This is a genomic window from Holzapfeliella sp. JNUCC 80 (assembly GCF_053667655.1).
This window is the reverse complement of sequence record NZ_CM132205.1, coordinates 824,231-848,918: the sequence shown is the minus strand read 5'-3', so window position 1 is coordinate 848,918 and position 24,688 is coordinate 824,231. Positions and strand designations below refer to the sequence as shown.

The 24,688-nt window shown below is 38.2% G+C and carries 21 protein-coding genes, 7 tRNA genes, 3 rRNA genes and 1 riboswitch; of the genes, 22 read left to right on the top strand and 9 right to left on the bottom strand.

The window, feature by feature from the left end:
- Positions 1–49 precede the first annotated feature (49 nt).
- Positions 50–979, top strand: coding sequence for an alpha/beta fold hydrolase (locus JNUCC80_RS04300; RefSeq protein WP_454152680.1), 930 nt, complete (start codon positions 50–52; stop codon positions 977–979).
- Between the two features lie 12 nt (positions 980–991).
- On the opposite strand, the gene JNUCC80_RS04295 is transcribed toward JNUCC80_RS04300, so the two are convergent.
- Positions 992–2,098 carry a M24 family metallopeptidase gene (locus tag JNUCC80_RS04295; protein WP_454152678.1) on the bottom strand — a complete coding sequence of 369 codons (1,107 nt, stop codon included), beginning with the start codon at positions 2,096–2,098 and terminating at the stop codon, positions 992–994.
- Between the two features lie 149 nt (positions 2,099–2,247).
- Here JNUCC80_RS04295 and JNUCC80_RS04290 point away from each other — a divergent pair, with 149 nt between their 5' ends.
- Positions 2,248–3,255 carry a substrate-binding domain-containing protein gene (locus tag JNUCC80_RS04290; protein ID WP_454152677.1) on the top strand — a complete coding sequence of 336 codons (1,008 nt, stop codon included), beginning with the start codon at positions 2,248–2,250 and terminating at the stop codon, positions 3,253–3,255.
- Positions 3,256–3,269: 14 nt separating this feature from the next.
- Here the strand turns inward: JNUCC80_RS04290 and JNUCC80_RS04285 are convergent, their stop codons facing one another.
- The 3 genes from JNUCC80_RS04285 to JNUCC80_RS04275 all read right to left on the bottom strand — a co-directional run bounded on the left by JNUCC80_RS04285 (position 3,270) and on the right by JNUCC80_RS04275 (position 5,594).
- Complete coding sequence (locus tag JNUCC80_RS04285; protein ID WP_454152676.1) at positions 3,270–3,938, bottom strand: type 1 glutamine amidotransferase; 669 nt, start codon at positions 3,936–3,938, stop codon at positions 3,270–3,272.
- A gap of 64 nt (positions 3,939–4,002) precedes the next feature.
- On the bottom strand, positions 4,003–4,743 hold the full coding sequence (locus JNUCC80_RS04280) for a LytR/AlgR family response regulator transcription factor (protein ID WP_454152675.1): 741 nt from the start codon (positions 4,741–4,743) through the stop codon (positions 4,003–4,005).
- 11 nt (positions 4,744–4,754) lie between these two features.
- Complete coding sequence (locus JNUCC80_RS04275) at positions 4,755–5,594, bottom strand: GHKL domain-containing protein (RefSeq protein WP_454144221.1); 840 nt, start codon at positions 5,592–5,594, stop codon at positions 4,755–4,757.
- Between the two features lie 187 nt (positions 5,595–5,781).
- Between JNUCC80_RS04275 and JNUCC80_RS04270 the strand changes: the two genes are divergently transcribed.
- The 3 genes from JNUCC80_RS04270 (at position 5,782) to JNUCC80_RS04260 (ending at position 8,793) form a co-directional block, all read left to right on the top strand.
- Entirely contained in the window at positions 5,782–7,026 is a 1,245-nt protein-coding gene (locus tag JNUCC80_RS04270; protein ID WP_454152674.1) for a hypothetical protein, read from the top strand.
- A gap of 152 nt (positions 7,027–7,178) precedes the next feature.
- Positions 7,179–8,018, top strand: coding sequence for an SLAP domain-containing protein (locus JNUCC80_RS04265; RefSeq protein WP_454152673.1), 840 nt, complete (start codon positions 7,179–7,181; stop codon positions 8,016–8,018).
- A 49-nt stretch (positions 8,019–8,067) separates the two neighbouring features.
- Entirely contained in the window at positions 8,068–8,793 is a 726-nt protein-coding gene (locus tag JNUCC80_RS04260; RefSeq protein ID WP_454152672.1) for a hypothetical protein, read from the top strand.
- A 36-nt stretch (positions 8,794–8,829) separates the two neighbouring features.
- On the opposite strand, the gene JNUCC80_RS04255 is transcribed toward JNUCC80_RS04260, so the two are convergent.
- Both JNUCC80_RS04255 and pepV read right to left on the bottom strand, forming a co-directional pair.
- Positions 8,830–9,264, bottom strand: coding sequence for a hypothetical protein (locus JNUCC80_RS04255; protein WP_454152671.1), 435 nt, complete (start codon positions 9,262–9,264; stop codon positions 8,830–8,832).
- 97 nt (positions 9,265–9,361) lie between these two features.
- Positions 9,362–10,765, bottom strand: a complete 1,404-nt coding sequence (gene pepV, locus JNUCC80_RS04250; RefSeq protein ID WP_454152670.1) for a dipeptidase PepV — start codon at positions 10,763–10,765, stop codon at positions 9,362–9,364.
- A 155-nt stretch (positions 10,766–10,920) separates the two neighbouring features.
- On the opposite strand from pepV, the gene JNUCC80_RS04245 reads away from it, so the two are divergent.
- From JNUCC80_RS04245 to JNUCC80_RS04225, 5 genes are read left to right on the top strand one after another with little or no spacing between them, the layout of a single operon-like run.
- Positions 10,921–11,238, top strand: a complete 318-nt coding sequence (locus JNUCC80_RS04245; protein WP_454153352.1) for a hypothetical protein — start codon at positions 10,921–10,923, stop codon at positions 11,236–11,238.
- Between the two features lie 15 nt (positions 11,239–11,253).
- Entirely contained in the window at positions 11,254–12,615 is a 1,362-nt protein-coding gene (locus tag JNUCC80_RS04240; protein WP_454152669.1) for a bifunctional metallophosphatase/5'-nucleotidase, read from the top strand.
- 11 nt (positions 12,616–12,626) lie between these two features.
- Positions 12,627–13,082 carry a YutD family protein gene (locus JNUCC80_RS04235; RefSeq protein ID WP_454152668.1) on the top strand — a complete coding sequence of 152 codons (456 nt, stop codon included), beginning with the start codon at positions 12,627–12,629 and terminating at the stop codon, positions 13,080–13,082.
- Positions 13,079–13,849, top strand: a complete 771-nt coding sequence (locus JNUCC80_RS04230; protein ID WP_454152667.1) for a TIGR01457 family HAD-type hydrolase — start codon at positions 13,079–13,081, stop codon at positions 13,847–13,849. The genes JNUCC80_RS04235 and JNUCC80_RS04230 overlap by 4 nt, the downstream gene beginning before the upstream one ends.
- Before the next feature lies 1 nt (position 13,850).
- Positions 13,851–14,456 carry a TIGR01906 family membrane protein gene (locus tag JNUCC80_RS04225; protein WP_454152666.1) on the top strand — a complete coding sequence of 202 codons (606 nt, stop codon included), beginning with the start codon at positions 13,851–13,853 and terminating at the stop codon, positions 14,454–14,456.
- 1 nt (position 14,457) lies between these two features.
- Here the strand turns inward: JNUCC80_RS04225 and JNUCC80_RS04220 are convergent, their stop codons facing one another.
- Both JNUCC80_RS04220 and JNUCC80_RS04215 read right to left on the bottom strand, forming a co-directional pair.
- Positions 14,458–15,096: a VTT domain-containing protein gene (locus JNUCC80_RS04220; protein WP_056974401.1), complete on the bottom strand. Its 639-nt coding sequence runs from the start codon at positions 15,094–15,096 to the stop codon at positions 14,458–14,460.
- 60 nt (positions 15,097–15,156) lie between these two features.
- Positions 15,157–16,146, bottom strand: coding sequence for an NAD(P)/FAD-dependent oxidoreductase (locus tag JNUCC80_RS04215; protein ID WP_454152665.1), 990 nt, complete (start codon positions 16,144–16,146; stop codon positions 15,157–15,159).
- An 87-nt stretch (positions 16,147–16,233) separates the two neighbouring features.
- On the opposite strand from JNUCC80_RS04215, the gene JNUCC80_RS04210 reads away from it, so the two are divergent.
- The 12 genes from JNUCC80_RS04210 (at position 16,234) to metK (ending at position 23,745) form a co-directional block, all read left to right on the top strand.
- Positions 16,234–16,599 carry a CvfD/Ygs/GSP13 family RNA-binding post-transcriptional regulator gene (locus JNUCC80_RS04210; protein ID WP_454152664.1) on the top strand — a complete coding sequence of 122 codons (366 nt, stop codon included), beginning with the start codon at positions 16,234–16,236 and terminating at the stop codon, positions 16,597–16,599.
- Positions 16,600–16,953: 354 nt separating this feature from the next.
- Positions 16,954–18,525: ribosomal RNA gene (locus tag JNUCC80_RS04205) — 16S ribosomal RNA — on the top strand.
- Positions 18,526–18,604: 79 nt separating this feature from the next.
- A tRNA-Ile gene (locus tag JNUCC80_RS04200) sits at positions 18,605–18,678 on the top strand.
- Between the two features lie 24 nt (positions 18,679–18,702).
- Positions 18,703–18,775: transfer RNA gene (locus JNUCC80_RS04195), tRNA-Ala, on the top strand.
- A 122-nt stretch (positions 18,776–18,897) separates the two neighbouring features.
- Positions 18,898–21,810, top strand: a 23S ribosomal RNA gene (locus JNUCC80_RS04190).
- A gap of 71 nt (positions 21,811–21,881) precedes the next feature.
- A 5S ribosomal RNA gene (gene rrf, locus JNUCC80_RS04185) occupies positions 21,882–21,998 on the top strand.
- The 16S, 23S and 5S rRNA genes sit together here with 7 tRNA genes alongside, the layout of an rRNA operon.
- A gap of 10 nt (positions 21,999–22,008) precedes the next feature.
- Positions 22,009–22,081: transfer RNA gene (locus tag JNUCC80_RS04180), tRNA-Asn, on the top strand.
- 7 nt (positions 22,082–22,088) lie between these two features.
- Positions 22,089–22,179, top strand: a tRNA-Ser gene (locus JNUCC80_RS04175).
- A 19-nt stretch (positions 22,180–22,198) separates the two neighbouring features.
- Positions 22,199–22,270, top strand: a tRNA-Glu gene (locus tag JNUCC80_RS04170).
- 4 nt (positions 22,271–22,274) lie between these two features.
- A tRNA-Val gene (locus tag JNUCC80_RS04165) sits at positions 22,275–22,347 on the top strand.
- Between the two features lie 7 nt (positions 22,348–22,354).
- Positions 22,355–22,427, top strand: a tRNA-Asp gene (locus JNUCC80_RS04160).
- A 55-nt stretch (positions 22,428–22,482) separates the two neighbouring features.
- A riboswitch (SMK box riboswitch) is annotated at positions 22,483–22,563 on the top strand.
- The gene (gene metK, locus JNUCC80_RS04155) at positions 22,561–23,745 is read left to right on the top strand and encodes a methionine adenosyltransferase (RefSeq protein ID WP_454152663.1); all 1,185 of its coding nucleotides are present in this window, start codon (positions 22,561–22,563) and stop codon (positions 23,743–23,745) included. Its footprint overlaps the riboswitch before it by 3 nt.
- 20 nt (positions 23,746–23,765) lie before the next feature.
- On the opposite strand, the gene JNUCC80_RS04150 is transcribed toward metK, so the two are convergent.
- Complete coding sequence (locus JNUCC80_RS04150; RefSeq protein ID WP_454152662.1) at positions 23,766–24,407, bottom strand: phosphatase PAP2 family protein; 642 nt, start codon at positions 24,405–24,407, stop codon at positions 23,766–23,768.
- Between the last annotated feature and the right edge of the window lie 281 nt (positions 24,408–24,688).

Below are 24,688 nucleotides of genomic sequence, written 5' to 3'. Positions count from 1 at the left end.
GGCAAGGGCATTAGCCTCTGCCGTTTTTTTTATTTGAAAGGAAATAAAAATGAAGCAGTTAACTTTTTTATCTGCAGATGAACAAACAGGTATTCATTTAGTTTATTGGCTGCCCAATCAAAAGCCACGAGCAACAATTCAGATTGTTCATGGGATGGCCGAACATGTTGAACGATATCAAGATTTTGCGCAGTATTTGACTCAGTTAGGTTATGCGGTAATTGGACATGATCACTTGGGACATGGCCAGTCTGTTGATGAAGTTAATCCTAACTACGGGTACTTTGCAGCACATCAATCTAGCCAAGTTGTGATTGAAGATATCAATCAAGTAACGGATTGGGTAGCTGATTATTTCGAAGATATTCCTCACATTATTTTTGGTCATAGTATGGGCTCTTTTGCTGTGCGTCAATATTTGCAAAATCAAGAAAATAACGCAGACATAGCGGGCGTTATTTTGATGGGGACAGGCAAACGTCCAGCAGCCTTGCCAATAGCTCGAGGATTATCATCAATTTTAAATCAACTCGCGCCTAAAAAAGTTAATCCGCTATTAAATCGGATTGTTTTTGGTAGTTATAGTCGTCATTTTGAGGAACCAGGCAACTTTAATTGGTTGAGTCAAAATCAAGCCAACGTTAATGCATACGAAAAAGATAAACTTATGGGATTTACGTTTACTAATAATGGTTTTTATACGCTATTTAAATTGATTGCTCAAGCAACAAAAGTTCATTGGGCTAACCATCTTAATCCCAAAGTGGCGTACTTAGTTATAAGTGGTAGTGATGATCCAGTGGGGGATTATGGAAAAGGTCCTAAAAAAGTTTATCAAGAATTGAAGTCAGCAGGATTACCCGACGTTCAACTTGAGTTGATACCTGGATTACGTCATGAACTGTTATTTGAAAACGAAAAAAAGACTATCTATGAGGTTATTGAATCATGGATACAAAAAAACATCTTACAAAAGTAAGATGTTTTTAATTTAATCTCTAACCATGATTTCTGTTAGGTCTTTAGGTGTATGTGTAAATGAATTGAATTTTTCATCATCTAAGTAACCACAATCTTCGATTCTAACACCAGCAACACCTGGAATATAAATACCTGGCTCGATTGAGAAGGCCATACCAGCTTTAAGTTCTAAGTTGTTGTGTTCCATTAATGAAGGATATTCGTGAGTTGAAGTGCCAATACCATGACCTAAGCGGTGAACGAAGTATTCGCCATAGCCAGCTTTTGTAATCACATCACGAGCAACTTTATCAAGCTCTGAAGCATAAACACCTGGTTTAGCAGTTTCTTGTGCAGCAAGTTGAGCTTCTAAAACAACTTGGTAAATTTCAAGTTCTTTTTCACTAGGCGTACCATAAGCAACAGTACGAGAGGCATCACTCATGTAACCTTGGTTAACTGTTCCTAAATCAAATAAGACTAACTGATTTGGTGAAATTTGAGTATCAGTTGGTGCACCATGAGGATTTGAGGCATTTTTACCCGCTTGAACGATTGTATCAAAACTAGTATGCATGACACCGCGTTTTTGAAGCGCATATTCAATTTCAGCAACTACTTGTTTTTCGCTGATACCGTTTCTTAAAGCGTTAAATCCAACTTGAAAAGCGTAATCAGCGTCTTGTCCAGCTTTAATCATTAAATCAAGCTCATCTTGTGATTTATATAATTGCATTTCTTGAATCAAACGAGTAAGTGAGTGTTTGAATTGTGCGTTAGGAAATTCTTCTTGCATGGCTTCAAGTTTTTCGACTGGAAGACTATCTTTTTCAGTTGCCCATGAAATATTTTCTTTTTGGCGGTCTTTGATATGATCAGCAATCAAAGCAAAAGGATCTTGATGGTCAAGATAACCAAAGACATCGTATTTAAAACCGGATGCTTTAGCAACTTCAACATCTAGTTGAGGTGTGAATAGGAAAGGATCAGCATTCTTAAGAACGAAAAGCCCCATAATTCGTTCTTCAGGGTGTGATTCAAATCCTGTAAAGTAGTGAACATTTTTTGGATTACTAATGTAAGCAACATCAATGTTGTTATCATGTAACCAATTTTTTAGTTGATTAATTTTTTCCATAGATGACGTACCTTCTTTTCTTTTAAGTTTGTTTTTTGATTATAGCATAAATTTTAATTTTTTTATAATAAAGTAAGCGTTTGCAAAACGGGTGTAAATTTGCTAATTTTAAACTAGGAAGTAGTGATGAATAGCGTGAGGATAAGTTTATGAAGAAAAGAACAATCACCATATACGATGTAGCGAAAAAAGCCGATGTGTCGATGGCGACTGTTTCAAGAGTGATCAATGGCACAGGAAAAGTAAAAGAAGCAACAAGACAAAAAGTTCAACAAATAATAGAAGACATGGGCTATCATCCTAATGCGGTTGCAAGAGGACTAGCTAGCCAAAAAACAACAACAATCGGGATTTTTTTACCTGATTTGAATAATGCTTATTTTAACGAGTTGGCACAAGGTATTGATGATGTGTCGAAATTGTACAACTACAATATCATTTTGATGAGTTCAAGCATTAGCCATCAAAACGAAAAAGAAGTTTTAAAAAGTCTATTTTCTCAGCAAGTTGATGGCATTGTTTACATGTCATATGATATTTCAAATGAAGTTTGTGACCTGCTATATGAAAAAGGGATTCCAACAGTATTAGCGGGGGTAGTCGACTACAAAAGACAACTACCTTCCGTCAATATTGACTACAAGCAAGCAACGTATGGCGTAATGGAAGACTTTGCGCAAAGGCATGATTCAATTGCATTAGTCGTGCAAGATAAAAGCACTAATGTTAATCAAGATTTTCGCTGTGAGGGAATGGCTTTAGCAGCAAAGAATCATCCAACTGTTCAGTTTGAAGTAATCGATGCAGGGTATGGCTATGAAAGTGGCTTAGCTATTTTTGATGAGTTAAGATCAAGAAACATTCAAGCTGTTCTCACAACTGATGATAGTGTGGCTATTGGTATTTTGAATGCAGCAAAAGATAAAAACGTCAAAATTCCAGAAGAACTGGAAGTGATGTCTGCTATGAATACCAAATTAGCACTAATGTCACGACCAGAACTATCTTCAATCAGTCAACCGCTTTACGATATGGGAGCGGTTGCAATGAGAATGTTGACAAAATTGATGCAAAAGCAAGAACTAAAAGGGCATCAAGTTATTTTGCCTTACCAAACGATTAATCGAAGTAGTACAAAAAATAACGCTGAGAGTTAAGTCTCAGCGTTATTTTATTTTGTGATGAAATCAAGTAGCTTGAACATGACTTCTTTATTTTCTTTTGGAACATCAAAATCTAAGATGTCTTCAGCAGATTGGCCTAAAACAGAATCTTTAATGTAAGGGAAATCATTTGTGACCATTTCTTTCACGTTCATATCTTCGGGTTCAAAGTGGAATTGTAGGCCAATGATATTATTATTTAGAATAAATCCTTGATTGGTTAAATAGTGACTTGAGAAAAGCAAATCTGCTTCATGTGGGATTTGGAAGGTTTCTTCATGCCAGTGAAGGGCCGTCAATTCTTTTGGAATATCTGGAATAATATTAGATTCGAGATAGACTTTATCCCAGCCGACTTCTTTAATTGGTGCTTTAGTCACAGTGTATCCTAATGCTTTTGTGATTTGCTGAGCACCATAACAAGCACCAAAGATTGGTTTTTGTTGCTTGATGAGTTCTCTGATTAAATCTCTTTCAGCCATAATCCAACTATCTGAATCATTGGGGCTCATTGGTCCACCTAAAATAATAAGTAAATCAGTTTGTTCGGCTGTTGGGAGAACACCATCATAAAAGTAAGGATGATAGATAAATAAATCGTGATGATTTTCTTTTGCCCAAGCACCAATAGAACCGACACCTTCATTAGGTGTGTGTTGTAAAACATTAATTCTCATCTGTTGCACCTCAATTGTTAATTATTTGAAGTTAAGTTTATATGAGATGGATGAATATGGCAAGTTAAGTTAAAAAGAAAGATTTAACGGATTGCGTATAGCGGATTGAGAACTTACAGAAAGTGTATTTATCAAAAAAGAGATGTCGTTTAGCAAAGTCGATTTGAGAAACATTTATTGGATTAACTAACGTGGTTCGACTAATTTGTAAAAATTGCGGATACTTGGCAAGTAATTCTTTTAATGTGCCATAAAAAGAATGAGAGCTGGTTCTTGTCTGCAGTATTAGTTGATGGTTTTTACTTGATTTGATGGATAAAATATCAGATAAATTCAAATTATAAATCATTGTGCCAACTTTGAATGAAAAAAGCTGTTGCTTGTTTTGGAGTTGCTGATAGATGCGATTCTCAGCTAACTCCATCAATTTAAAAAGTTCAGCTCTCAGTCCTGTTTGGCTTAATGATTTGTCGATAAAGCCAAGAAGTTCGATATGTTGATGAACTGATTGAGTAATAACTGAATCATAATTTGAAATAAAGATAATTTTACCTTCAGGATCATTTTGACGAATAATTTTAGCTAAATCTAATCCTGATAGTGGGTGGTTTAATTCTAAATCCAAAAAATACAAGTTGTTTTTTGAAGTCATTGAAGTGATAGCGGATTTGAATTTGTCTGGAGAGGTTGTTGCCAGAGTTAAGTTAAATCTTTCTTCGTGAAACAAAAGATAGTCTGTGATGATTGTTTCAATGAGCGATAACTGTGTGGGATTGTCTTCGCAAACATAAATTGAAATTGACATAGTTACTCCTTTTAGCGTTTGGTTAAGGTTAGTTGAGCTGTGAATGAGTTGTTTGAGGTACTGTAATCAATCAAAGCATTTTTATGATGTTTGCTGATACTATCAACTAAGGGTAGACCATAGCCTTTGTGGTTCGGCTTAGTTGTAAAGCGAGACTTTCGAATTTGTTGTAAGTTAATTGTCTGATTTTTAGGTATCTGATTTGTGATACTCAGTGTAAATAAATCATCTAGCTGGTCTATTTTAATCTCGATTTTTTGATGGTCAAGCTCTACCTGATTAGCATTGGATAACCAGTTGCCAATGATTCGCAAGAAATCAAACTCTTCCATTGGAATTTCTGTAATCTCATCAGGACAATGGATAGTGATGATTGTATGGGTTCCTTGACTTTGATTAATAGCTTTAATAAGAAGACTTCTAAGGTAGTGAACGTGAATATTTTTGATATCTTTATAGTGATCAAAAGCGGGTGTTTGGAGTTGCGTTTTGCTGTATTGGTCAAAACGGTTAAGGTAATCTTTCAGTTCATTGTTATCTTGCTTATCAGCAAGATGTGAAAGGGATGCCATCATATGTTTGTAATCGTGTTTGAATTGGCTAACGGTTTGATACTCGTCACTTAATTGTGTGGAATAAGCTTCAAGGGACTCAGAATTGTCATGTAAGATTTGAATCCATTCGAGAATACTTTTGCCAAATGAGTAGGCTAAGAACCCATTACCTAAGGCGCCTAATATGCAAATTGTTGCATGTATCCAGTTACTAGAATTGATTAGGCTGAGCCCTCCTATTATTGAAAGTGCAGTAAATACGATTAGCGATTGAATTAGTTGACGTAATTTTTTCATAAAAATCCTCCATGTAGTAGTTATAGCTACATTGTAACGGATAATAAGTGTATTTTAATAGAAATGCCCTGAGTGTTAAGATTTTTAGCTTAGGCGTTGAAAATTATTAAATTTTTAAAAATAATATTTCGAGATAAAACTCAGTTTGTTATACTACGTCACAACTTAAACTATTGGAGGAAACAAAATGAAAAAATCATATTTAGTATCAGGATTAGCGTTAGCAACAGCTGCTTTTGGATTGACATTATCTCAACCACAACAGGAAGCACAAGCTAAAGCAATTTACGATAAGACAGCAACATCAAACTATGTGGATGGTTTTGGTCCAGCAACTTGGAAGTCTGTTAATGGTCAATTTGAACCAAGTGGTCACTACTTAAATAATGGAACGAAGTGGCGCGTGACAGAAATGACCTCACCAGATAACTACTCACTTTGGTATGGTGTTGGTAATGGGGAATATGCTAACAGTCAATATTTTGACTTGGGTAATGAAATTTCATATCAAGAATTAGATGCAGTTGTTAAGGTAACAAAACAAGGACAAGCACCACTTATCTCCGCATCCCAACAAGTCGTTGGGGCTGTGCCAGCAGGTAGTGAATGGCGTACTTCAATGCGCTTTGTCAATAATGGTCAAGTCTTCTATTTAGTTGGTCCTGACCAATGGGTGAGTGCTAGTGATGCTGCAATTGTTTCTGAAAATTCAAGAGGCCAAAAAGCATTTACAGGATTTACACCGTTAACTTCAAATGAAGATGATACAATTGATTACAATTTTATCTCAACAATGTTAACGAGATTCAAAAATCAAATTGAGCCTTCACTACCAGATGTAACAACACAGACTTTAAGACAGCTTGAAAAAGATCCTGAAGGTACAATGAAGCAATTGTCTCAAGCCATTACAAAAGCATTTACTGCCCAAGACGGTAATTTAAATAAAGATAAAATTTATCAATTACTACACAAAGCTTCAATGCCTGAACAAATGGCTAAATTAGTCGTTGATAATATTAACTTATCTAAAGAGGACTTAGCTAATAATAGCTTGACTGACAACTTCAATAAGGTGATGACATCATTTTCAAAACAATTGTTAGATCAAAATGGTAACGTTGATCAAGCAAAAGTTTACAACTATGCTGTTCAAGCAGGGATGCCAGAACAAGAAGCTAAACAATTTACTGAACAAATGACACAATCTCAAGCTTCGATTCAAGCAAGTTCACAAAACTTTTTAGAACAAATCCAAAAGCAAGTGCAACAATCAATGAATCAAGTAACCAGCCAATTTCTAAATGAAGATGGCACAATCAATAAAGATAAAGCTTACAATTACTTGGTTCAATCAAACGTACCTGCTGATCAAGCCAATCAGTTAGTTAACCAAATGATTGAACAACAAAAACAATCACAAGTGAAATAATGATAAGAAGCTAATTGACATTAAACTGTCAATTAGCTTTTTTTATTTTTTCTAAAGTTCATTAACTTTTAATAAAGCTTGGCATTGGCGGGTTCTAAGCAACCAGTTTATCAGTTACTCTGGGGACTAGGATAAATAAGGAGGATATACATATGAAGAAAACAACGATTATTTCAGGATTGGCAGTAGCAACTGCTGCTATTGGGTTGAGTTTTGCTCAAACAGGTTCAGATACACAGGCTAGAGAGATTTTTGATAAAACAGCAACAGCTAATTATGTCAAAGGTTTCGGGGTTTCCACATGGCAATTAGATAGCAATCATCATTTTCAGCCTACGGGACATTACTTGCCAACGGATTCTGCTTTGAAAATTATTGATTTAGAGGCAGAAATGGTAGGGAATGCAGAAAAATTATGGTATAAAGTTGGGAACAATGAATATGTGGACAGTGACTACTTTGATTTAGGTAATGAAACAGCTAAACAGGAAATGGACGGAATTGTTCAAGTCAAAGCTGATGCAGTTGAAAGTGATAATTTCAAACGTGGAACAACTTGGAAAGTTTTTGGAAGACAAATTAGTGGCAATCAGTCTTATTATAATGTGGGTAATAATACCTGGATTGGAAGTTCAGCAGTTGAGTTGATTTCAGAAAATAGTAGAAAGCGAAAGAAAGAACAAGCGCTTGAACCATTACCTGAAAGTCGTACAGATGATGGCGTAGAGTATAGATACCTTCTAAAAAGAGTTAATGAAACGCCTGACTTTGTACAACAATCTAGACAATCTGTCATTGAGCAAAATAAGGGATATGAAAGTTTGATTGCAAGAGTCTTGGACGATAGCCAAATCGATTTTGCAAAAATTGCGCTAAGATCAGCAAAATCAATGCAACGTGCCCAAGCTCCTAAAAATGAAATTAAAGAAACTTTAGTTAATATGAAGTTTACGGATTCAGAAATTAATTATGCACTATCCCATTTAGATTAATAGTTGAGTGATAAATCGATTGGTTAGTTGCGAATAACTGGGAGGTAGTATGGGTGAGTTTAGACAAAATTTAAAAGTAAGATTGCAATCAAATTATTTTATAGGATCCCAAATCTTTGTGATCATTATTTTCTTAATTAATATTATTTCAGGCTGGAACCAAAGAATACCTGGAAAAAGTTATGCTTTATTTTTTGAAGGGTTGTATGGAGGTAGTGGTTCTTCTTTAGCCTATTTAGCCGTATTTGTGCCAACGATGGCCGTACTTCTGAGCTCAAAAGATGAAGCAAGACTGGCGTACACCAAACGTAGAGCTTCTTTCTTAACCGCCGGGGTAACAGGTGCTTTATCGTATTTGGTACCCGCTGCTGTGCTAGCGATTATCTCGATTATTGCAGATGGTAATAATGGTGTTCCGCAGACACTAATGGTTTTTAGACAAATAATTGAAGTTAGTCCGTTATTTTATTTAATAATTAACCTTATTAACCTTAGTGTTTTTGGATTTGTGTATGGTTGTTTAAGCTTTGCAACGACAAAGTTATTTAATAATGAAGCTGCCGGATTTTTAACAGCACTGGCAGTGTATGTTGGTGGTAGTTACTTTGTTATTTTTGTCATCGGTATTTGGGAGCTTATTCACTATATGCCCGTTGCTACCTTTGCAAGTACTAACATAGGAGCTAATTTAGCTGAATTTAGTATACTGCTTTTGGGCGCTTGTCTAATTAACTATATTGCTTTTAGAAGACAAACAGTCAAAGGTAGAGTTTAATTTAATATAAAAAATAACCTTGGTTTTTAATCAAGGTTATTTTTTTGGTTGTAGTCTTCTAATGCTGGTAAAAATGCCAAATATTCCCCAAATTAATGAATACATGCAATTGAGCGTTGAGGTGACTGTTGCAAAAGCATCATAATTTGGTAACTTCAAGTAATAAATAATTCCGATAAGGACAGTAATCATACTAAAAGAAAATCGTAACGGATGGTAAACATAAAAGTTGTTAAAAATTCGATAGTGCAATCGATCGTTTTGGTTAGACCAGTCACGTTCAAAACTGTCTAAAATAATAAATATCGATCCTAAGTATCCCCAAATGGACGTGATTTCAGACCAATTTGAAATAAAATTTAAACTGATACAAATGATGAAAAAAACAATTCCAATCATTAAAGAAATCTTGCTAGTTAGTTTATACTTATCAAAAATCCAATGAAAAAATCTTAAAAAAATTGTCTTCATAATGCAATCCCCCAAGTAGTGTATTGAAACTTTAGTATAACATGCTTTTGATGCAATATAAAAAAGCCCTGGATATCTCCAAGACTTTTGAAAATTATTATTTAGCTAATTCATAAATGGCTTCCATGTAGATAGCAACTGCATCGAATAACGCTTGTTTTAGCATGTATTCATTTGGTTGGTGCATAACATTTTCTTGTGTTTCTGGTTGAGCACCAAAAGCGACACCATTGTCAAAAATGTGAGCGTAAGTTCCACCACCGATGATTTGTTCATGACCTTTGTTTCCTGTTTGGTTTTCATAAACGCGTAATAGTGTTTGAACCAGTTCGCTGTCTTTTGAAACATAGTGAGGCTCTTGAGCATGACCATCAACGAAAACAGTTGCAACGTCGCCAATAGTTTGTTGTAAACCATCAGTGATTTTGTCGTCGCTAGTGCCTTGAGGGTAACGGACGTTGATTGCAATTGTTTGGTTGTCTTCATTGAAAGCAAAAATGTTAGGAGAAGAAGAAGCATCTCCCATTAGTTCATCGTGATGAGCAATTCCTGCTTTTTCACCTTTGAAGTCTTCATGCAATGTATTAGCTGCAAATTCTAGATAGTGTTTAGCTTGACCTGAAAAGTCGAAGTTAACTAGGAATTTTGCTAGGTAAGTGGCAGCATTACGACCAAGTTCAGGTTCTGAACCGTGAGCACCTTTACCAGTTAAAGTTAAGCTGATTTGACCGTTTTCTTCTTTTGCATCCCCAGTTAGTTGGTGATCTTTTAAAAATTCAGTAAATGCAGGCTGAACTTTTGCAAAATCAAGACCACTAAGTGTAGCATAGGCGGTGTGAGGAACCATGTTAGTACGTTGACCAGCTTCAAAAGAAACTAGTTTAACGTCACCGTTTTGTGAGTTGTCTTTAAAATCAACGATAAATGTTGCAATTCCTTTTTCACCATTGATGATAGGAAATTCAGCATCAGGAGAGAAGACAATATCAGGACGTCTTTCTGATTTAAGATAATGAGTTAATCCTTCCCAGTTACTTTCTTCATCAGTTCCGATGATAAAGTGAACAGGTTTTGATAATTTAACGCCTTCATCTTTTAGAATCTTCAAAGCGTAGTAAGCAGCAAGACCAGGACCTTTGTCATCAGCAGTTCCACGGCCGTAAAGTTTACCGTCTTTTTCAATCATAGTGAAGGGTTCAGTATCCCAACCATCGTCAGCAGGGACAACGTCAGCGTGAGCAATAATACCTAAAACATCGTCTTCAGTAGCGTCACCATATTCAACACGGCCAGCTAGATTATCGACGTTTTTGAACGTGAAGCCATCACGTTTGGCGTAGTCTAAGTATTGTTGAAGACCCTTAGCAGGACCAGGTCCTAGAGGGAATTCGTCAGTTTTGTGTTCAACATCTCTTGAACTATCAATAGCGACTAAGTTTTTTAAGTCTTCAAGTAAATCAGCTTCGTATTTTTTAGCTAATTCTTTGTAATTTAAAGTCATATCAGTTCCTCCTTTAAGGTGTTAATGATATTTTAACATAGATTTAATCCGGAGATTATAAAAATGATTAGCACACGTAATCCTAGTGTATTAAAAATAGATTATGATAAACTAGACATATATCAGATAGTTAAAACTCATAAAAGAAAGAGATTATTATGCAAGCATACCAGTATTTTGATTTGATTGAGCAAATTACTCGAAATGATGGTTCCAAATATTATGAAATTGCTAATATCATGATGAATGGTCGCGCTGAAAAAGCAGCCATTAAGAACTTGATTAAAGAAGTAAGAATTGTGCAACTCAATATTCCAAGATCACCTAGCTTGGTGACTTATGAACAATACATCAATGACAATTATACTTTTCCTGAACCTGAACTGACTGAGTTTGAAGAATGGAAAAAACCTGAAGGAAAAATCAAGGAGGCTTTTGAAACGGTATTAAGATCTAACAATATTAAGCAATGAAAGGTGTGACAAGTTTTGGAAAACATTAGAATATTACATACAAACGATTTACATTCTCATTTTGAGGAGTGGCCTAAATTATCAAGATACATTGCAAATGCTAGAAGTCAAAATCCAGATTTGCTATTGTTTGATATTGGTGACTTTATGGACAAGTGGCATCCCTTAACGGAAGCAACAGATGGTCAAATTAATATCGATTTGATGAATGAAGCAAACTATGATGCTGTGACAATTGGTAACAATGAAGGTATCGGTAATAGTCATGAGCAGTTGCAACATTTATTTGATGAAGCAAAATTTGACGTGGTCTTAGATAATTTATATCAAAAAAATGGTGAACGACCAAAATTTGCACAACCTTATAAGATTATGGAAACAAATGCCCACCACAAAATTGGTATTATTGGGATGACAGCCTGTTATCCTTTAACCTATGGTCCTAATGGCTGGTCAATTAAAGAAGTTGATGAAGTGCTACCTGGAGTTATTGCTGAACTAAAGGCGCAAAAAGTGTCTGCTATTATTTTGCTTAGTCATCTAGGTTTGCCAACAGATAGAAGGTTGGCTAAAGCTTATCCTGAGCTTGATTTAATTCTAGGTTCACATACGCATCACTTACTTCCTCAAGGAGAACAAGTTAATCAGACAATGCTTGCAGCAGCAGGTAAGTATGGGCAAAATATTGGGGATGTTCAGCTAACTTTTGCCGATGATGGCACTGTATCAAATATAACAGCTAAAACAATTCCAACTGAGAGTTTACCTGAAAATCCAAGCGATGACGCTCAAATACAAGGCTGGTTAACAAAAGGGCATGAACAGCTACAAAAAGAAAAAGTAGCAGAATTACCTCAAAAATTTGAAGATGCAGAACAAACTTACCAAGTTTTACTAAAAAGTGTGGCTAAACAAGCGGGAACTGATTTAGCCATCTTGAATTCAGGACTAGCAGTTACGCCTTTCAACCCAGGTGTGATAACTTATGATGATTTACATCAATCATTGCCACATCCAATGCACTTGATTCGTGTGAAGTTAAGCGGGTATAATTTATGGCGATTAATTCGTGAAATGGAAAAAATGCGTCTGTTCTTATCTCATTATCCAATGAGAGGAATGGGATTTAGAGGAAAAATATTTGGTGATATTAAATATCTAGGTATTGAATATGATGCTGCTACTAAACAGGTGTTTGTCAACGGACAGCCAATAGACTTGGGTAAGGTATACACATTAACCACAGTTGATCATTACTTCTTTATTCCATTTTTCCCAACAATTGAAATTACGGGTGATGTTGAATTTTTATTTCCTGAGTTCTTACGCGACAGCGTTAACCATTACTTGAAAGAAACCTATCCTATAAAAGAATAAGTGGTGATAATTTGAAAGACGAAAAAGAAAAAGAGAAAGTTAAACAGCGTTATCACAAATTAGCTAGAGTCGAACGTCAATCAGATGACAAATTGAAGATAGAAGACGCGATTTACGATATTACAATGAATTATAATGATGCGTTAGATGTTGAGCTATTGAAGGAACGCTTTGACCCTTTCTTGTTGAAATATGATTATATTGTCGGCGATATTGCAGATGATAAGTTACGTTTTAAAGGCTTCTTTGTTGGAAAGAAAAGACGTGCGCATCTTGATCAATATGCCAATACAATTGAAGACTATTTAATGGAGTATGTTAATCCAGGTGCAGCTTACTTTGTTTTGGAAAAAACAGGAATTGTTAAGCAAAAGCTAAAAGTTAAGCAATCCAAGTTCTACCGAACTAAGAATAAAAAGACGCAACCTCAAAAAAACTTTGTATTAAGAAAGAGAGAACGACTATGATCCAAACTTATAAAGGATATTTAATTGACTTAGATGGCACAATCTACCGTGGGAATGAAACGATTGAAGCAGGAAAAGAGTTTGTTGAACGCCTGCAAGAAAAAAATATTCCACATATCTTTTTGACTAACAATTCAACCCGTACACCACAAATGGTAGTCGATAAATTAGCTAAGCACGGTGTTAAGACAGATGTGACTCACATTTATACACCAAGTATGGCAACAGCTGAATACATTCATGACCAAGGTATTGAAAATCCACATGTTTATATTATTGGTGAAGTGGGACTTTACCGTTCATTGTTAGATTCGGGATGCATTTATGATCCAATCTCACCTGATTATGTTGTTGTTGGAATGGATCAAGATTTAACTTACAACAAAGTCAAAAAAGCGACATTATTAATCTCAAACGGTGCTAAATTTATTGGAACAAATGCCGATACTAATTTACCAAGTCATGAAGGGCTAATTCCTGGAGCAGGTACAATTTTGAAAATGGTAGAAACAGCTACGGGGCAAAAGCCAGTTGTAATGGGAAAACCAGAAAAAATTATTGTCGATTTAGCAATGAAGCAATTGCAATTGGATAAGTCAGATGTTGCCGTTGTCGGTGATAACTATAAGACTGATATCATGTCAGGAATTAATAGTCATCTGGATACTATCTTGGTTTACACAGGTGTATCAACACCTGAACAAATTGCAGCAGTTAAAGACAAACCAACACATATTGTTAATTCCTTGTCTGAATGGGAAGTTTAATATGGTGTCAGTAAAGAGTTGGCTAAAAAGCTTGTATGCTATTGTTTTTTCATTAGCATCTGCTGTGGTACTTGCTATTGTTGCAAGTTTTCCATTGTTGTATGTGTTTTTGAAGACAACAGACATTACCAAAATCACCAGTTTCAGTGCTGAAACAATTATGGGTAACTACACCCAATTGATGATTTATTTGCTTTGGCCGTTTCAAAACGTGCTGAAGATGTCTGATTTTCCGACTTCGGTTAATGGGGCACAACATTTTGCAGATGTGAAAGTTTTATTTTTACTGGCACTAGGCGTTTTCATTGTGCTAGGTATTTTTTATCGATGGATACTAAAAGATAAATTATTATCTAAAAGTGTGTTAATTTTGGGTATGATTGTTCCATTGATTGTGGTGCCTTTTGCGGTCCTTAACTTTGATAGCTTTTTTATCATTTTTCACGAGACATTGTTTAGCAATAAGGACTGGTTATTTGATCCAGCTACAGATCCGATAATCAATGTGTTGCCAGAAACATTCTTTGCGGCAACATTTGCAATTGGTCTGTTAATTTATGAAGTACAATTATGGTTTACCCTAAAGAAAAAAGCCCCACTCAGATGAGTTAGGCTTTTTTTGTTTTGTTTTTGAAATAGATAAAAACAATAGGTAGAATGGAAATAAGTACAATCGCAATAACAATAAGTGAAAAGTGGTCTTGAACTTGTGGAATATTTCCGAAGAAATAGCCCAGAATTGAGAATAATGAAATCCACAAAACACCACCTATGACATTGTAAAATATGAAGTGAGGATAAGACATTTTACTTGCTCCTGAAACGAAAGGAACGAACGTTCTGATAAAAGGAATAAAACGAGCTAGTAAAATGGTCTTGCCACCATGCTTTTCAAAAAAGTGTTCGGCAGCTAGTCGCTTATCTTTATTGATAAATCGATTTAAAAATTGACTCTTTTCACTTTTTTCACTCGACCAACGGCCAATTTCATAATTTAAGCTATCACCAAGTACGGCTGCAACAATGAAAATGAGGTAACAGATGAAAATGTTGAGTGAATATTTTGGGTTGGCACACATTGCGGCTGCGGCAAAAATCAATGAGTCTCCCGGTAAGAAAGGGAAGACGACCAATCCGGTTTCAATAAAAATAATTAAGAACAAAATGACATAACTATAGATGCCAAGACTGTTCACCACATTAACCAAATGATGGTCAATGTGTAAAATAAAATCAATCAGTTGCATAAAGGACTCCTTAAGATGTTAGTTTTCTTGTCTTAGTATACCAGTTTTTAATGAAGAGAGTTATTGCGGTTTGTTTAAGCTGGTTGAGTGAACAGCCATATTATTATCTGTAAATAAGTCTTTCATTAGTGTTGTGACGGCAACTTGTGCTTCGCCAAATCCAAGTGTGATTAATGGGAGGTGGCCAGGGCGGGTGATACTGTCACCAATGGCAAAGACGTGCGGTAGATTAGTTTGCATTGTTTCATCGACACAGATGAAGCCTCTTTCGGTATCAACGTCAATAGCTGAAAGCAGCTGGTTAGTGGTATTGAAACCATAGCTAACAATAGCGTTGTCACAGATAAGATGGTAAGGATCTGTTTGAGGCTTGAGTTGTTTCAAAGTGAAGTCGAGTTGACTGGTCGAGGTTAGTTCAACATCTTTTGGTAAAAACGGTGTAACAAACTCAACGTTTTCCTTTGCTTTTAGTTGGTCAACATTATAAGCCATCGCTCTAAAACTATCACGTCTGTGAACGACATAGACTTTTTTAGCAACCTCAGAAATCATATTAGCCCAGTCAATTGCAGAGTCGCCTCCACCAAAAACAGCAATGGTTTTATCAGTGAATTTTTCAATCTCAGAGACAGTATAATGAATTTTGTCTTCAATAGTAGTGTCTTTGATTTTGATAGGCAGTTTCTTGGGGTTGAAAGAGCCATTACCTGTAGCAATTATAATGGACTTAGCTTTTACGGATTCGCCTTGCTCACTTTTTAAGATGTAAGAGTCGGCTCTTTCTATAGTAGAAACTTTGAAATTAGTTTGAATAGCAACATCATAAGATTGCACTTGTTCTAGTAATTGTTGGGTGATTTTTTCGCCAGAAATCTTGCTGAAACCAGCGATGTCTGTGATATCTTTTTCGGGATAAATCATTTTTGGTTGCCCGCCAATTTCAGATAAACTTTCAAGTATAATGGGTTTAGCTCCATGTAGAGCTGAAAAAGAGGCAGCGAACATACCCACTGGTCCGCCACCAATGATTGCAACATCATAATTAGTCATCATATATACACACCTTATTTATAAATTAGTCTTCCAATATAAGATTACATCTGTCATGATATTAATGTAAAGAAAGGAATTGTACAAATGGATTTTAAAATAGGTCAAATTGTTGAAGGAAAAGTAAATGGGATTCAACCTTACGGGGTATTTGTTGATTTAGGTAATAACAAGCAAGGACTCATTCATATTTCAGAATGCAAACAGGGATTTGTAACAAACTTAGAGGATGCTTTTAAAGTAGGTAAAGTCATAAAAGCAGTGATTATTGACATTGATGAGTATTCTAGACAGATTAGTTTATCCGTTAGAGTATTGCAAGATGCTAATGAGGTAACACGTCGTAAGCGCAAGCACTACTGGACTGATTATCGCGTTGACTTAGGCTTTTCAACGATTGCAGAAGAGATTAATCCTTGGGTTTATCAAGCTTTGAAAAGATTTTCAAAATAACCCTTGTCAAACGAAGTGATAGCTGGTAAGATATTATTTGTCGTTGAAAAGCGACAGCTAAGCAACTCAAATGAAATCAAAAAGATTTCAAAAAAGAGTTGCAAAGCAAAAGAGAACATGGTATATTAATTAAGTCGTCAAGTTGAACAAACAAATTATTCTTTTATAAGAAAAAAATAATTTAAAAAATTCTTGACACTGGTTATCAGCTTTGATATAATAGAGAAGTTGTTAAACAAAGTAGACCTTTGAAAACTGAACAAAGTTTCGCATAAATGTGTGGGGGTAATTAACCCCAAGCAATGAGCGAAGTCAATTCGCTAGTAAGTTTTAAAAAGAGCAAGTCAAACAATCTAAAATGAGAGTTTGATCCTGGCTCAGGACGAACGCTGGCGGCGTGCCTAATACATGCAAGTCGAACGAGTTTGCTCTTATGATGGTAGTGCTTGCACTACTTGACTAAGAATCCAAACGAGTGGCGGACGGGTGAGTAACACGTGGGTAACCTACCCTAAAGCGGGGGATAACATTTGGAAACAGATGCTAATACCGCATAACAATAAGAATCGAATGTTTCTTATTTAAAAGATGGTTTCGGCTATCACTTTAGGATGGACCTGCGGCGTATTAGCTAGTTGGTAAGGTAATGGCTTACCAAGGCGATGATACGTAGCCGACCTGAGAGGGTGATCGGCCACATTGGGACTGAGACACGGCCCAAACTCCTACGGGAGGCAGCAGTAGGGAATCTTCCACAATGGACGAAAGTCTGATGGAGCAACGCCGCGTGAGTGAAGAAGGGTTTCGGCTCGTAAAACTCTGTTGTTAGAGAAGAAAGATAGTAAGAGTAACTGTTTATTATTTGACGGTAACTAACCAGAAAGCCACGGCTAACTACGTGCCAGCAGCCGCGGTAATACGTAGGTGGCAAGCGTTGTCCGGATTTATTGGGCGTAAAGCGAGCGCAGGCGGCTAATTAAGTCTGATGTGAAAGCCTTCGGCTTAACCGGAGAAGTGCATTAGAAACTGATTAGCTTGAGTGCAGAAGAGGAGAGTGGAACTCCATGTGTAGCGGTGAAATGCGTAGATATATGGAAGAACACCAGTGGCGAAGGCGACTCTCTGGTCTGTAACTGACGCTGAGGCTCGAAAGCGTGGGTAGCAAACAGGATTAGATACCCTGGTAGTCCACGCCGTAAACGATGAGTGCTAAGTGTTGGAGGGTTTCCGCCCTTCAGTGCTGCAGCTAACGCATTAAGCACTCCGCCTGGGGAGTACGACCGCAAGGTTGAAACTCAAAGGAATTGACGGGGGCCCGCACAAGCGGTGGAGCATGTGGTTTAATTCGATGCAACGCGAAGAACCTTACCAGGTCTTGACATCTTTTGACCACCTAAGAGATTAGGTTTTCCCTTCGGGGACAAAATGACAGGTGGTGCATGGTTGTCGTCAGCTCGTGTCGTGAGATGTTGGGTTAAGTCCCGCAACGAGCGCAACCCTTATTACTAGTTGCCAGCATTAAGTTGGGCACTCTAGTGAGACTGCCGGTGACAAACCGGAGGAAGGTGGGGATGACGTCAAATCATCATGCCCCTTATGACCTGGGCTACACACGTGCTACAATGGATGGTACAACGAGCAGCGATACCGCGAGGTTTAGCTAATCTCCTAAAACCATCCTCAGTTCGGATTGCAGGCTGCAACTCGCCTGCATGAAGCTGGAATCGCTAGTAATCGCAGATCAGCATGCTGCGGTGAATACGTTCCCGGGCCTTGTACACACCGCCCGTCACACCATGAGAGTTTGTAACACCCGAAGCCGGTGAGGTAACCTTTTGGAGCCAACCGTCTAAGGTGGGACAAATGATTAGGGTGAAGTCGTAACAAGGTAGCCGTAGGAGAACCTGCGGCTGGATCACCTCCTTTCTAAGGATATACGGAAACACACATTTGAAACTTTGTTTAGTTTTGAGAGGTTTACTCTCAAAATGGAGCATAATGGATTGGGCCTATAGCTCAGCTGGTTAGAGCGCACGCCTGATAAGCGTGAGGTCGATGGTTCAAGTCCATTTAGGCCCATTTAACTAAATAGTTAATAAACCTGGGGGTTTAGCTCAGCTGGGAGAGCGTCTGCCTTGCACGCAGAAGGTCATCGGTTCGATCCCGTTAACCTCCATAGACAACGAAAGTTGTCGGTTGAACATTGAAAACTGAATATGATTTAAGAACCAAAAGCCGAGGTTATCGAAAAGATAATCAAACACCGCGTTTTTAAGAGTAAATTAAAGAGAAATCACAGGTTAAGTGATAAAGGGCGCATGGTGGATGCCTTGGCACTAGGAGCCGATGAAGGACGGGACAAACACCGAAATGCTTTGGGGAGTTGTAAGTAAGCTTTGATCCAGAGATATCCGAATGGGGGAACCCACTAAGAGTAATCTTAGTATCTGTATGTGAATACATAGCATGCAGGAGGAAGACGCGGGGAACTGAAACATCTCAGTACCTGCAGGAAGAGAAAGAAAAATCGATTTCCTGAGTAGCGGCGAGCGAAACGGAAAGAGCCCAAACCAAGAAGCTTGCTTCTTGGGGTTGTAGGACTACAATAACGGACTTAAATAAGATAGAAGAATGAGTTGGGAAGCTCAGCCAAAGAAGGTGACAGCCCTGTATTTGAAATCTTGTTTATACCAAAGTAGTATCCTGAGTACGGCTGGACACGAGAAATCCAGTCGGAATCCGGGAGGACCATCTCCCAAGGCTAAATACTCCCTAGTGACCGATAGCGAACCAGTACCGTGAGGGAAAGGTGAAAAGCACCCCGGGAGGGGAGTGAAATAGATCCTGAAACCATGTGCCTACAAGTAGTCAAAGCCCGTTAATGGGTGATGGCGTGCCTTTTGTAGAATGAACCGGCGAGTTACGTTATGATGCAAGGTTAAGTTGAAGAGACGGAGCCGAAGCGAAAGCGAGTCTGAATAGGGCGAATAAGTATCATGATGTAGACCCGAAACCAAGTGACCTATCCATGTCCAGGTTGAAGATGCAGTAAAATGCATTGGAGGACCGAACCCACGTACGTTGAAAAGTGCGGGGATGAGGTGTGGATAGCGGTGAAATTCCAAACGAACTTGGAGATAGCTGGTTCTCTCCGAAATAGCTTTAGGGCTAGCCTTGGAGTAAAGGATCGTGGAGGTAGAGCACTGTTTGGACTAGGGGCCCGTCAAGGGTTACTGAATTCAGATAAACTCCGAATGCCATTGATCTATATCCAGGAGTCAGACTATGAGTGATAAGATCCGTAGTCGAAAGGGAAACAGCCCAGATCACCAGTTAAGGTCCCAAAATTTATGCTAAGTGGAAAAGGATGTGGCATTGCGTAGACAACTAGGATGTTGGCTTAGAAGCAGCCATTCATTTAAAGAGTGCGTAATAGCTCACTAGTCGAGTGACGCTGCGCCGAAAATGTACCGGGGCTAAGCATAATACCGAAACTGTGGATGTGTTATTTATAACACGTGGTAGGAGAGCGTTCTAAGGGCGAAGAAGGTAGATCGTAAGGACTGCTGGAGCGCTTAGAAGTGAGAATGCCGGTATGAGTAGCGAAAGATAGGTGAGAATCCTATCCGCCGAAAGACTAAGGTTTCCTGGGGAAGGCTCGTCCTCCCAGGGTTAGTCGGGACCTAAGATGAGGCCGAAAGGCGTAATCGATGGAAAACAGGTTGATATTCCTGTACTATAATGCATTGTTTGAACAATGGAGGGACGCAGCAGGCTAAACGAATGTGCGAATGGAAGAGCACGTCCAAGCAACAAGTTTTATTATGAGTCAAATGCTTATAATTATACGGATGAGTTGTGATGGGGAGCGAAATTATAGTAGCGAAGTCGTTGATGTCACACTGCCGAGAAAAGCTTCTAGTTAGATGTATTGTGCCCGTACCGCAAACCGACACAGGTAGTCGAGGAGAGAATCCTAAGGTGAGCGAGCGAACTCTCGTTAAGGAACTCGGCAAAATGACCCCGTAACTTCGGGAGAAGGGGTGCTGATTTTAAATCAGCCGCAGTGAATAGGCCCAAACAACTGTTTATCAAAAACACAGGTCTCTGCTAAATCGAAAGATGACGTATAGGGGCTGACGCCTGCCCGGTGCTGGAAGGTTAAGAGGAGAGCTTAGCGTAAGCGAAGGTTTGAATTGAAGCCCCAGTAAACGGCGGCCGTAACTATAACGGTCCTAAGGTAGCGAAATTCCTTGTCGGGTAAGTTCCGACCCGCACGAAAGGCGCAATGATTTGGGCACTGTCTCAACGAGAGACTCGGTGAAATTATATTACCAGTGAAGATGCTGGTTACCCGCGACAGGACGGAAAGACCCCATGGAGCTTTACTGTAGCTTGATATTGAGTATTTGTGAAACATGTACAGGATAGGTAGGAGTCGATGAAGTGAGAACGCTAGTTTTCATGGAGACATTGTTGGGATACTACCCTTGTTTTATGAATCCTCTAACTTTTGCCAATTATCTTGGTAGAGGACAGTGTCAGGTGGGCAGTTTGACTGGGGCGGTCGCCTCCTAAAGTGTAACGGAGGCGCCCAAAGGTTCCCTCAGAATGGTTGGAAATCATTCGCAGAGTGTAAAGGTATAAGGGAGCTTGACTGCGAGACTTACAAGTCGAGCAGGGACGAAAGTCGGGCTTAGTGATCTGGTGGTACCGTATGGAAGGGCCATCACTCAACGGATAAAAGCTACCCTGGGGATAACAGGCTTATCTCCCCCAAGAGTTCACATCGACGGGGAGGTTTGGCACCTCGATGTCGGCTCGTCGCATCCTGGGGCTGTAGTCGGTCCCAAGGGTTGGGCTGTTCGCCCATTAAAGCGGCACGCGAGCTGGGTTCAGAACGTCGTGAGACAGTTCGGTCCCTATCCGTCGCGGGCGTTGGAAATTTGAGAGGAGCTGTCCTTAGTACGAGAGGACCGGGATGGACATACCGCTGGTGTACCAGTTGTTCTGCCAAGGGCATCGCTGGGTAGCTATGTATGGACGGGATAAGCGCTGAAAGCATCTAAGTGCGAAGCCCCCCTCAAGATGAGATTTCCCATTCCTTTAAGGAAGTAAGACACCTCAGAGATGATGAGGTCGATAGGCTAAGAGTGGAAGTATAGCGATATATGGAGCGGATTAGTACTAATCAGTCGAGGACTTAACCAAGTTAAGCGGTAGGCTTTTGGAAAATAAATCATATTCAGTTTTGAGTGTTCAGCACTCAAGGTAAATAAAAGTGTGGTGGCGATAGCAAGAAGGTTACACCTGTTCTCATGCCGAACACAGAAGTTAAGCTTCTTAACGCCGAAAGTAGTTGGTGGGTGACTACCTGCGAGGATAGGACGTTGCCACGCTTTTTTTTATTCCGGTTTAGCTCAGTTGGTAGAGCACTTGACTGTTAATCAAGCTGTCGTCAGTTCGAGTCTGACAACCGGAGTTATTGTGGAGAGTTGTCCGAGCTGGCCGAAGGAGCATGATTGGAAATCATGTATACGGGTTTTCCTCGTATCAAGGGTTCGAATCCCTTACTCTCCGTAATTATATAATTTAATATGGCCCGTTGGTCAAGTGGTTAAGACACCGCCCTTTCACGGCGGTATCATGGGTTCAAATCCCGTACGGGTCACTTCGGAGGATTAGCTCAGCTGGGAGAGCATCTGCCTTACAAGCAGGGGGTCACAGGTTCGATCCCTGTATCCTCCATAACTTAGGTCCCATGGTGTAGGGGTTATCACGCCTGCCTGTCACGCAGGAGATCACCGGTTCAAATCCGGTTGGGACCGTAAAAAAGATCAGCTATAAGCTGGTCTTTTTTTATAACAAATTTTAATTACTGTTGATTCTTACTTGTGTTCCCGATAGGATCTAGTTAAGTACTAGATATGCCTTGTAACCGAATCGAAGGGGGAAATAAAAATGGAAAAATATTTATTTACGTCTGAGTCTGTTTCTGAAGGACATCCAGATAAAGTTGCTGATCAAATTTCAGATGCTATTTTGGATGCTTTACTAGAACAAGATGAAAATGCCAGAGTTGCTTGTGAAACAACTGTAACAACTGGTTTAGTTTTAGTAGTTGGTGAAATTAGTACGACCGCTTATGTTGATATTCAAAGTGTTGTACGTAACAAAATCAAAGAAATTGGATACAATGATCCAAGTCTAGGTTTTGATGGTGAAAACTGTGCAGTTTTAATCAATATTGATGAACAATCACCAGATATTGCTGGTGGTGTAAACGACTCTTTAGAAGTTCGTGAAAACAAAGCTGATAAAGACGAATTCGATCAAATTGGTGCTGGAGATCAAGGGCTAATGTTTGGATTTGCGGTTGACGAAACACCTGAATTGATGCCATTACCAATTTCATTAGCTCATCAACTGATGCGAAAAATTTCTCAAAAGAGAAAAACCAATGAGTTATCATTTTTAAGACCAGATGCTAAAGCTCAAGTAACTGTTGAGTATGATGCAAACAATAAACCTGTACGAGTAGACACAGTAGTTCTAAGTGTACAGCATAGTGAACAAGTCACAAATGAGGAAATAAAATCAGAAATGATGAAAGTTGTTTCTGAAGTTATTCCAGCAAATTATTTAGATGAAGAAACCAAATATATTATTAATCCTAGTGGTCGCTTTGTTTTGGGTGGACCTAAAGGAGATGCCGGATTAACGGGTAGGAAAATAATAGTGGATACTTATGGTGGATATGCTCGCCATGGTGGTGGTGCTTTTTCTGGTAAAGATGCTACAAAAGTTGACCGTTCAGCTAGTTATGCAGCGCGTTATATCGCTAAAAATATTGTTGCTTCAGGTTTAGCAACAAAATGTGAAGTGCAATTAGCTTACGCAATTGGTGTCGCACAACCTGTAAGTATCATGATTGATCCTTATGGAACTAGCGACTACTCAAATGAACAATTAGTCAAAGCTGTTCGTAAGGTGTTTGACTTGCGTCCAGCAGGTATTATCAAAATGTTAGATTTGAAAAAACCAATTTATCAAAAAACAGCTGCTTACGGACACTTCGGTCGTCCAGATCAAGATTTTCCTTGGGAAAGAACTGACAAAGTAGACGAACTAAAAGCTAATATTTAATAAAAAAGACTCTCTTAATTTTAAGAGAGTCTTTTTTTGCTCGTTAAACAAGTATAAAAAATGGAAAGACCAACAATTGCTAATAAAAATCCGCCGATTACATCTGAAGGGTAATGAACACCAACAACTACTCGGCTAAGTCCGATAAGTAAGGGAATTAAAAGACAAATAGTTTTGAAAATAAATTGTAATTTTTGTGGGATATAGGGTTTATAAATTAAATAAAAAACCCCAAAAAGAAATAAGCTATTCATTGCATGTCCACTAGGAAAAGAAAAACCACTAGCATTAACAAGATGCAAAGCAGAAGGTCTAGGGCGCGCAATCCATTCTTTTAGTAACAGATTACTTAATAAAATGCTGAAACCAGAACCGGCCATAAATAGGCCTAAATGGTATTTTCTTTGATAAAATAAAAAGCCAAAAGTTAGGGCACTAATTGTCATCATTGGCACTGGATTGCCTAGTAAGGTAATGGCAATGACTAAGTTTTGATAGTGGTAAGTAAATTGATTTTGCAATAGACGGGTAAACAATGTATCACTTTTTAAAATGAATCCAGTATGGTTTATGACGAGTATTAGCCAGATAATAAAAATAAAAAGACTAGCAATACCTAAATAGAACCATCTATTTTTGAAAGACTTTGAATTAAAAATCATAAATGACTCCTTGTTTTTTTTTTACGATGTGATAAAGTATAGTTATTATATCGCAAATTATTTCAGAGTAGTAATTATTTTAGTAACTGAGCAGAAAGTATGCGGGTGATGCGAGCATATAGTTACCGTAATGAACTTACTGATTGCTTTTGATTTGCACGTCTAGTCAGCGTTAAAGACATTGAGGTGTTGCACGATTAGTGTGCAAAACTTAGGTGGTACCGCGAAATTAACTCGTCCTATGATTATTAATCATAGGACTTTTTTTATTTAGGAGGAAC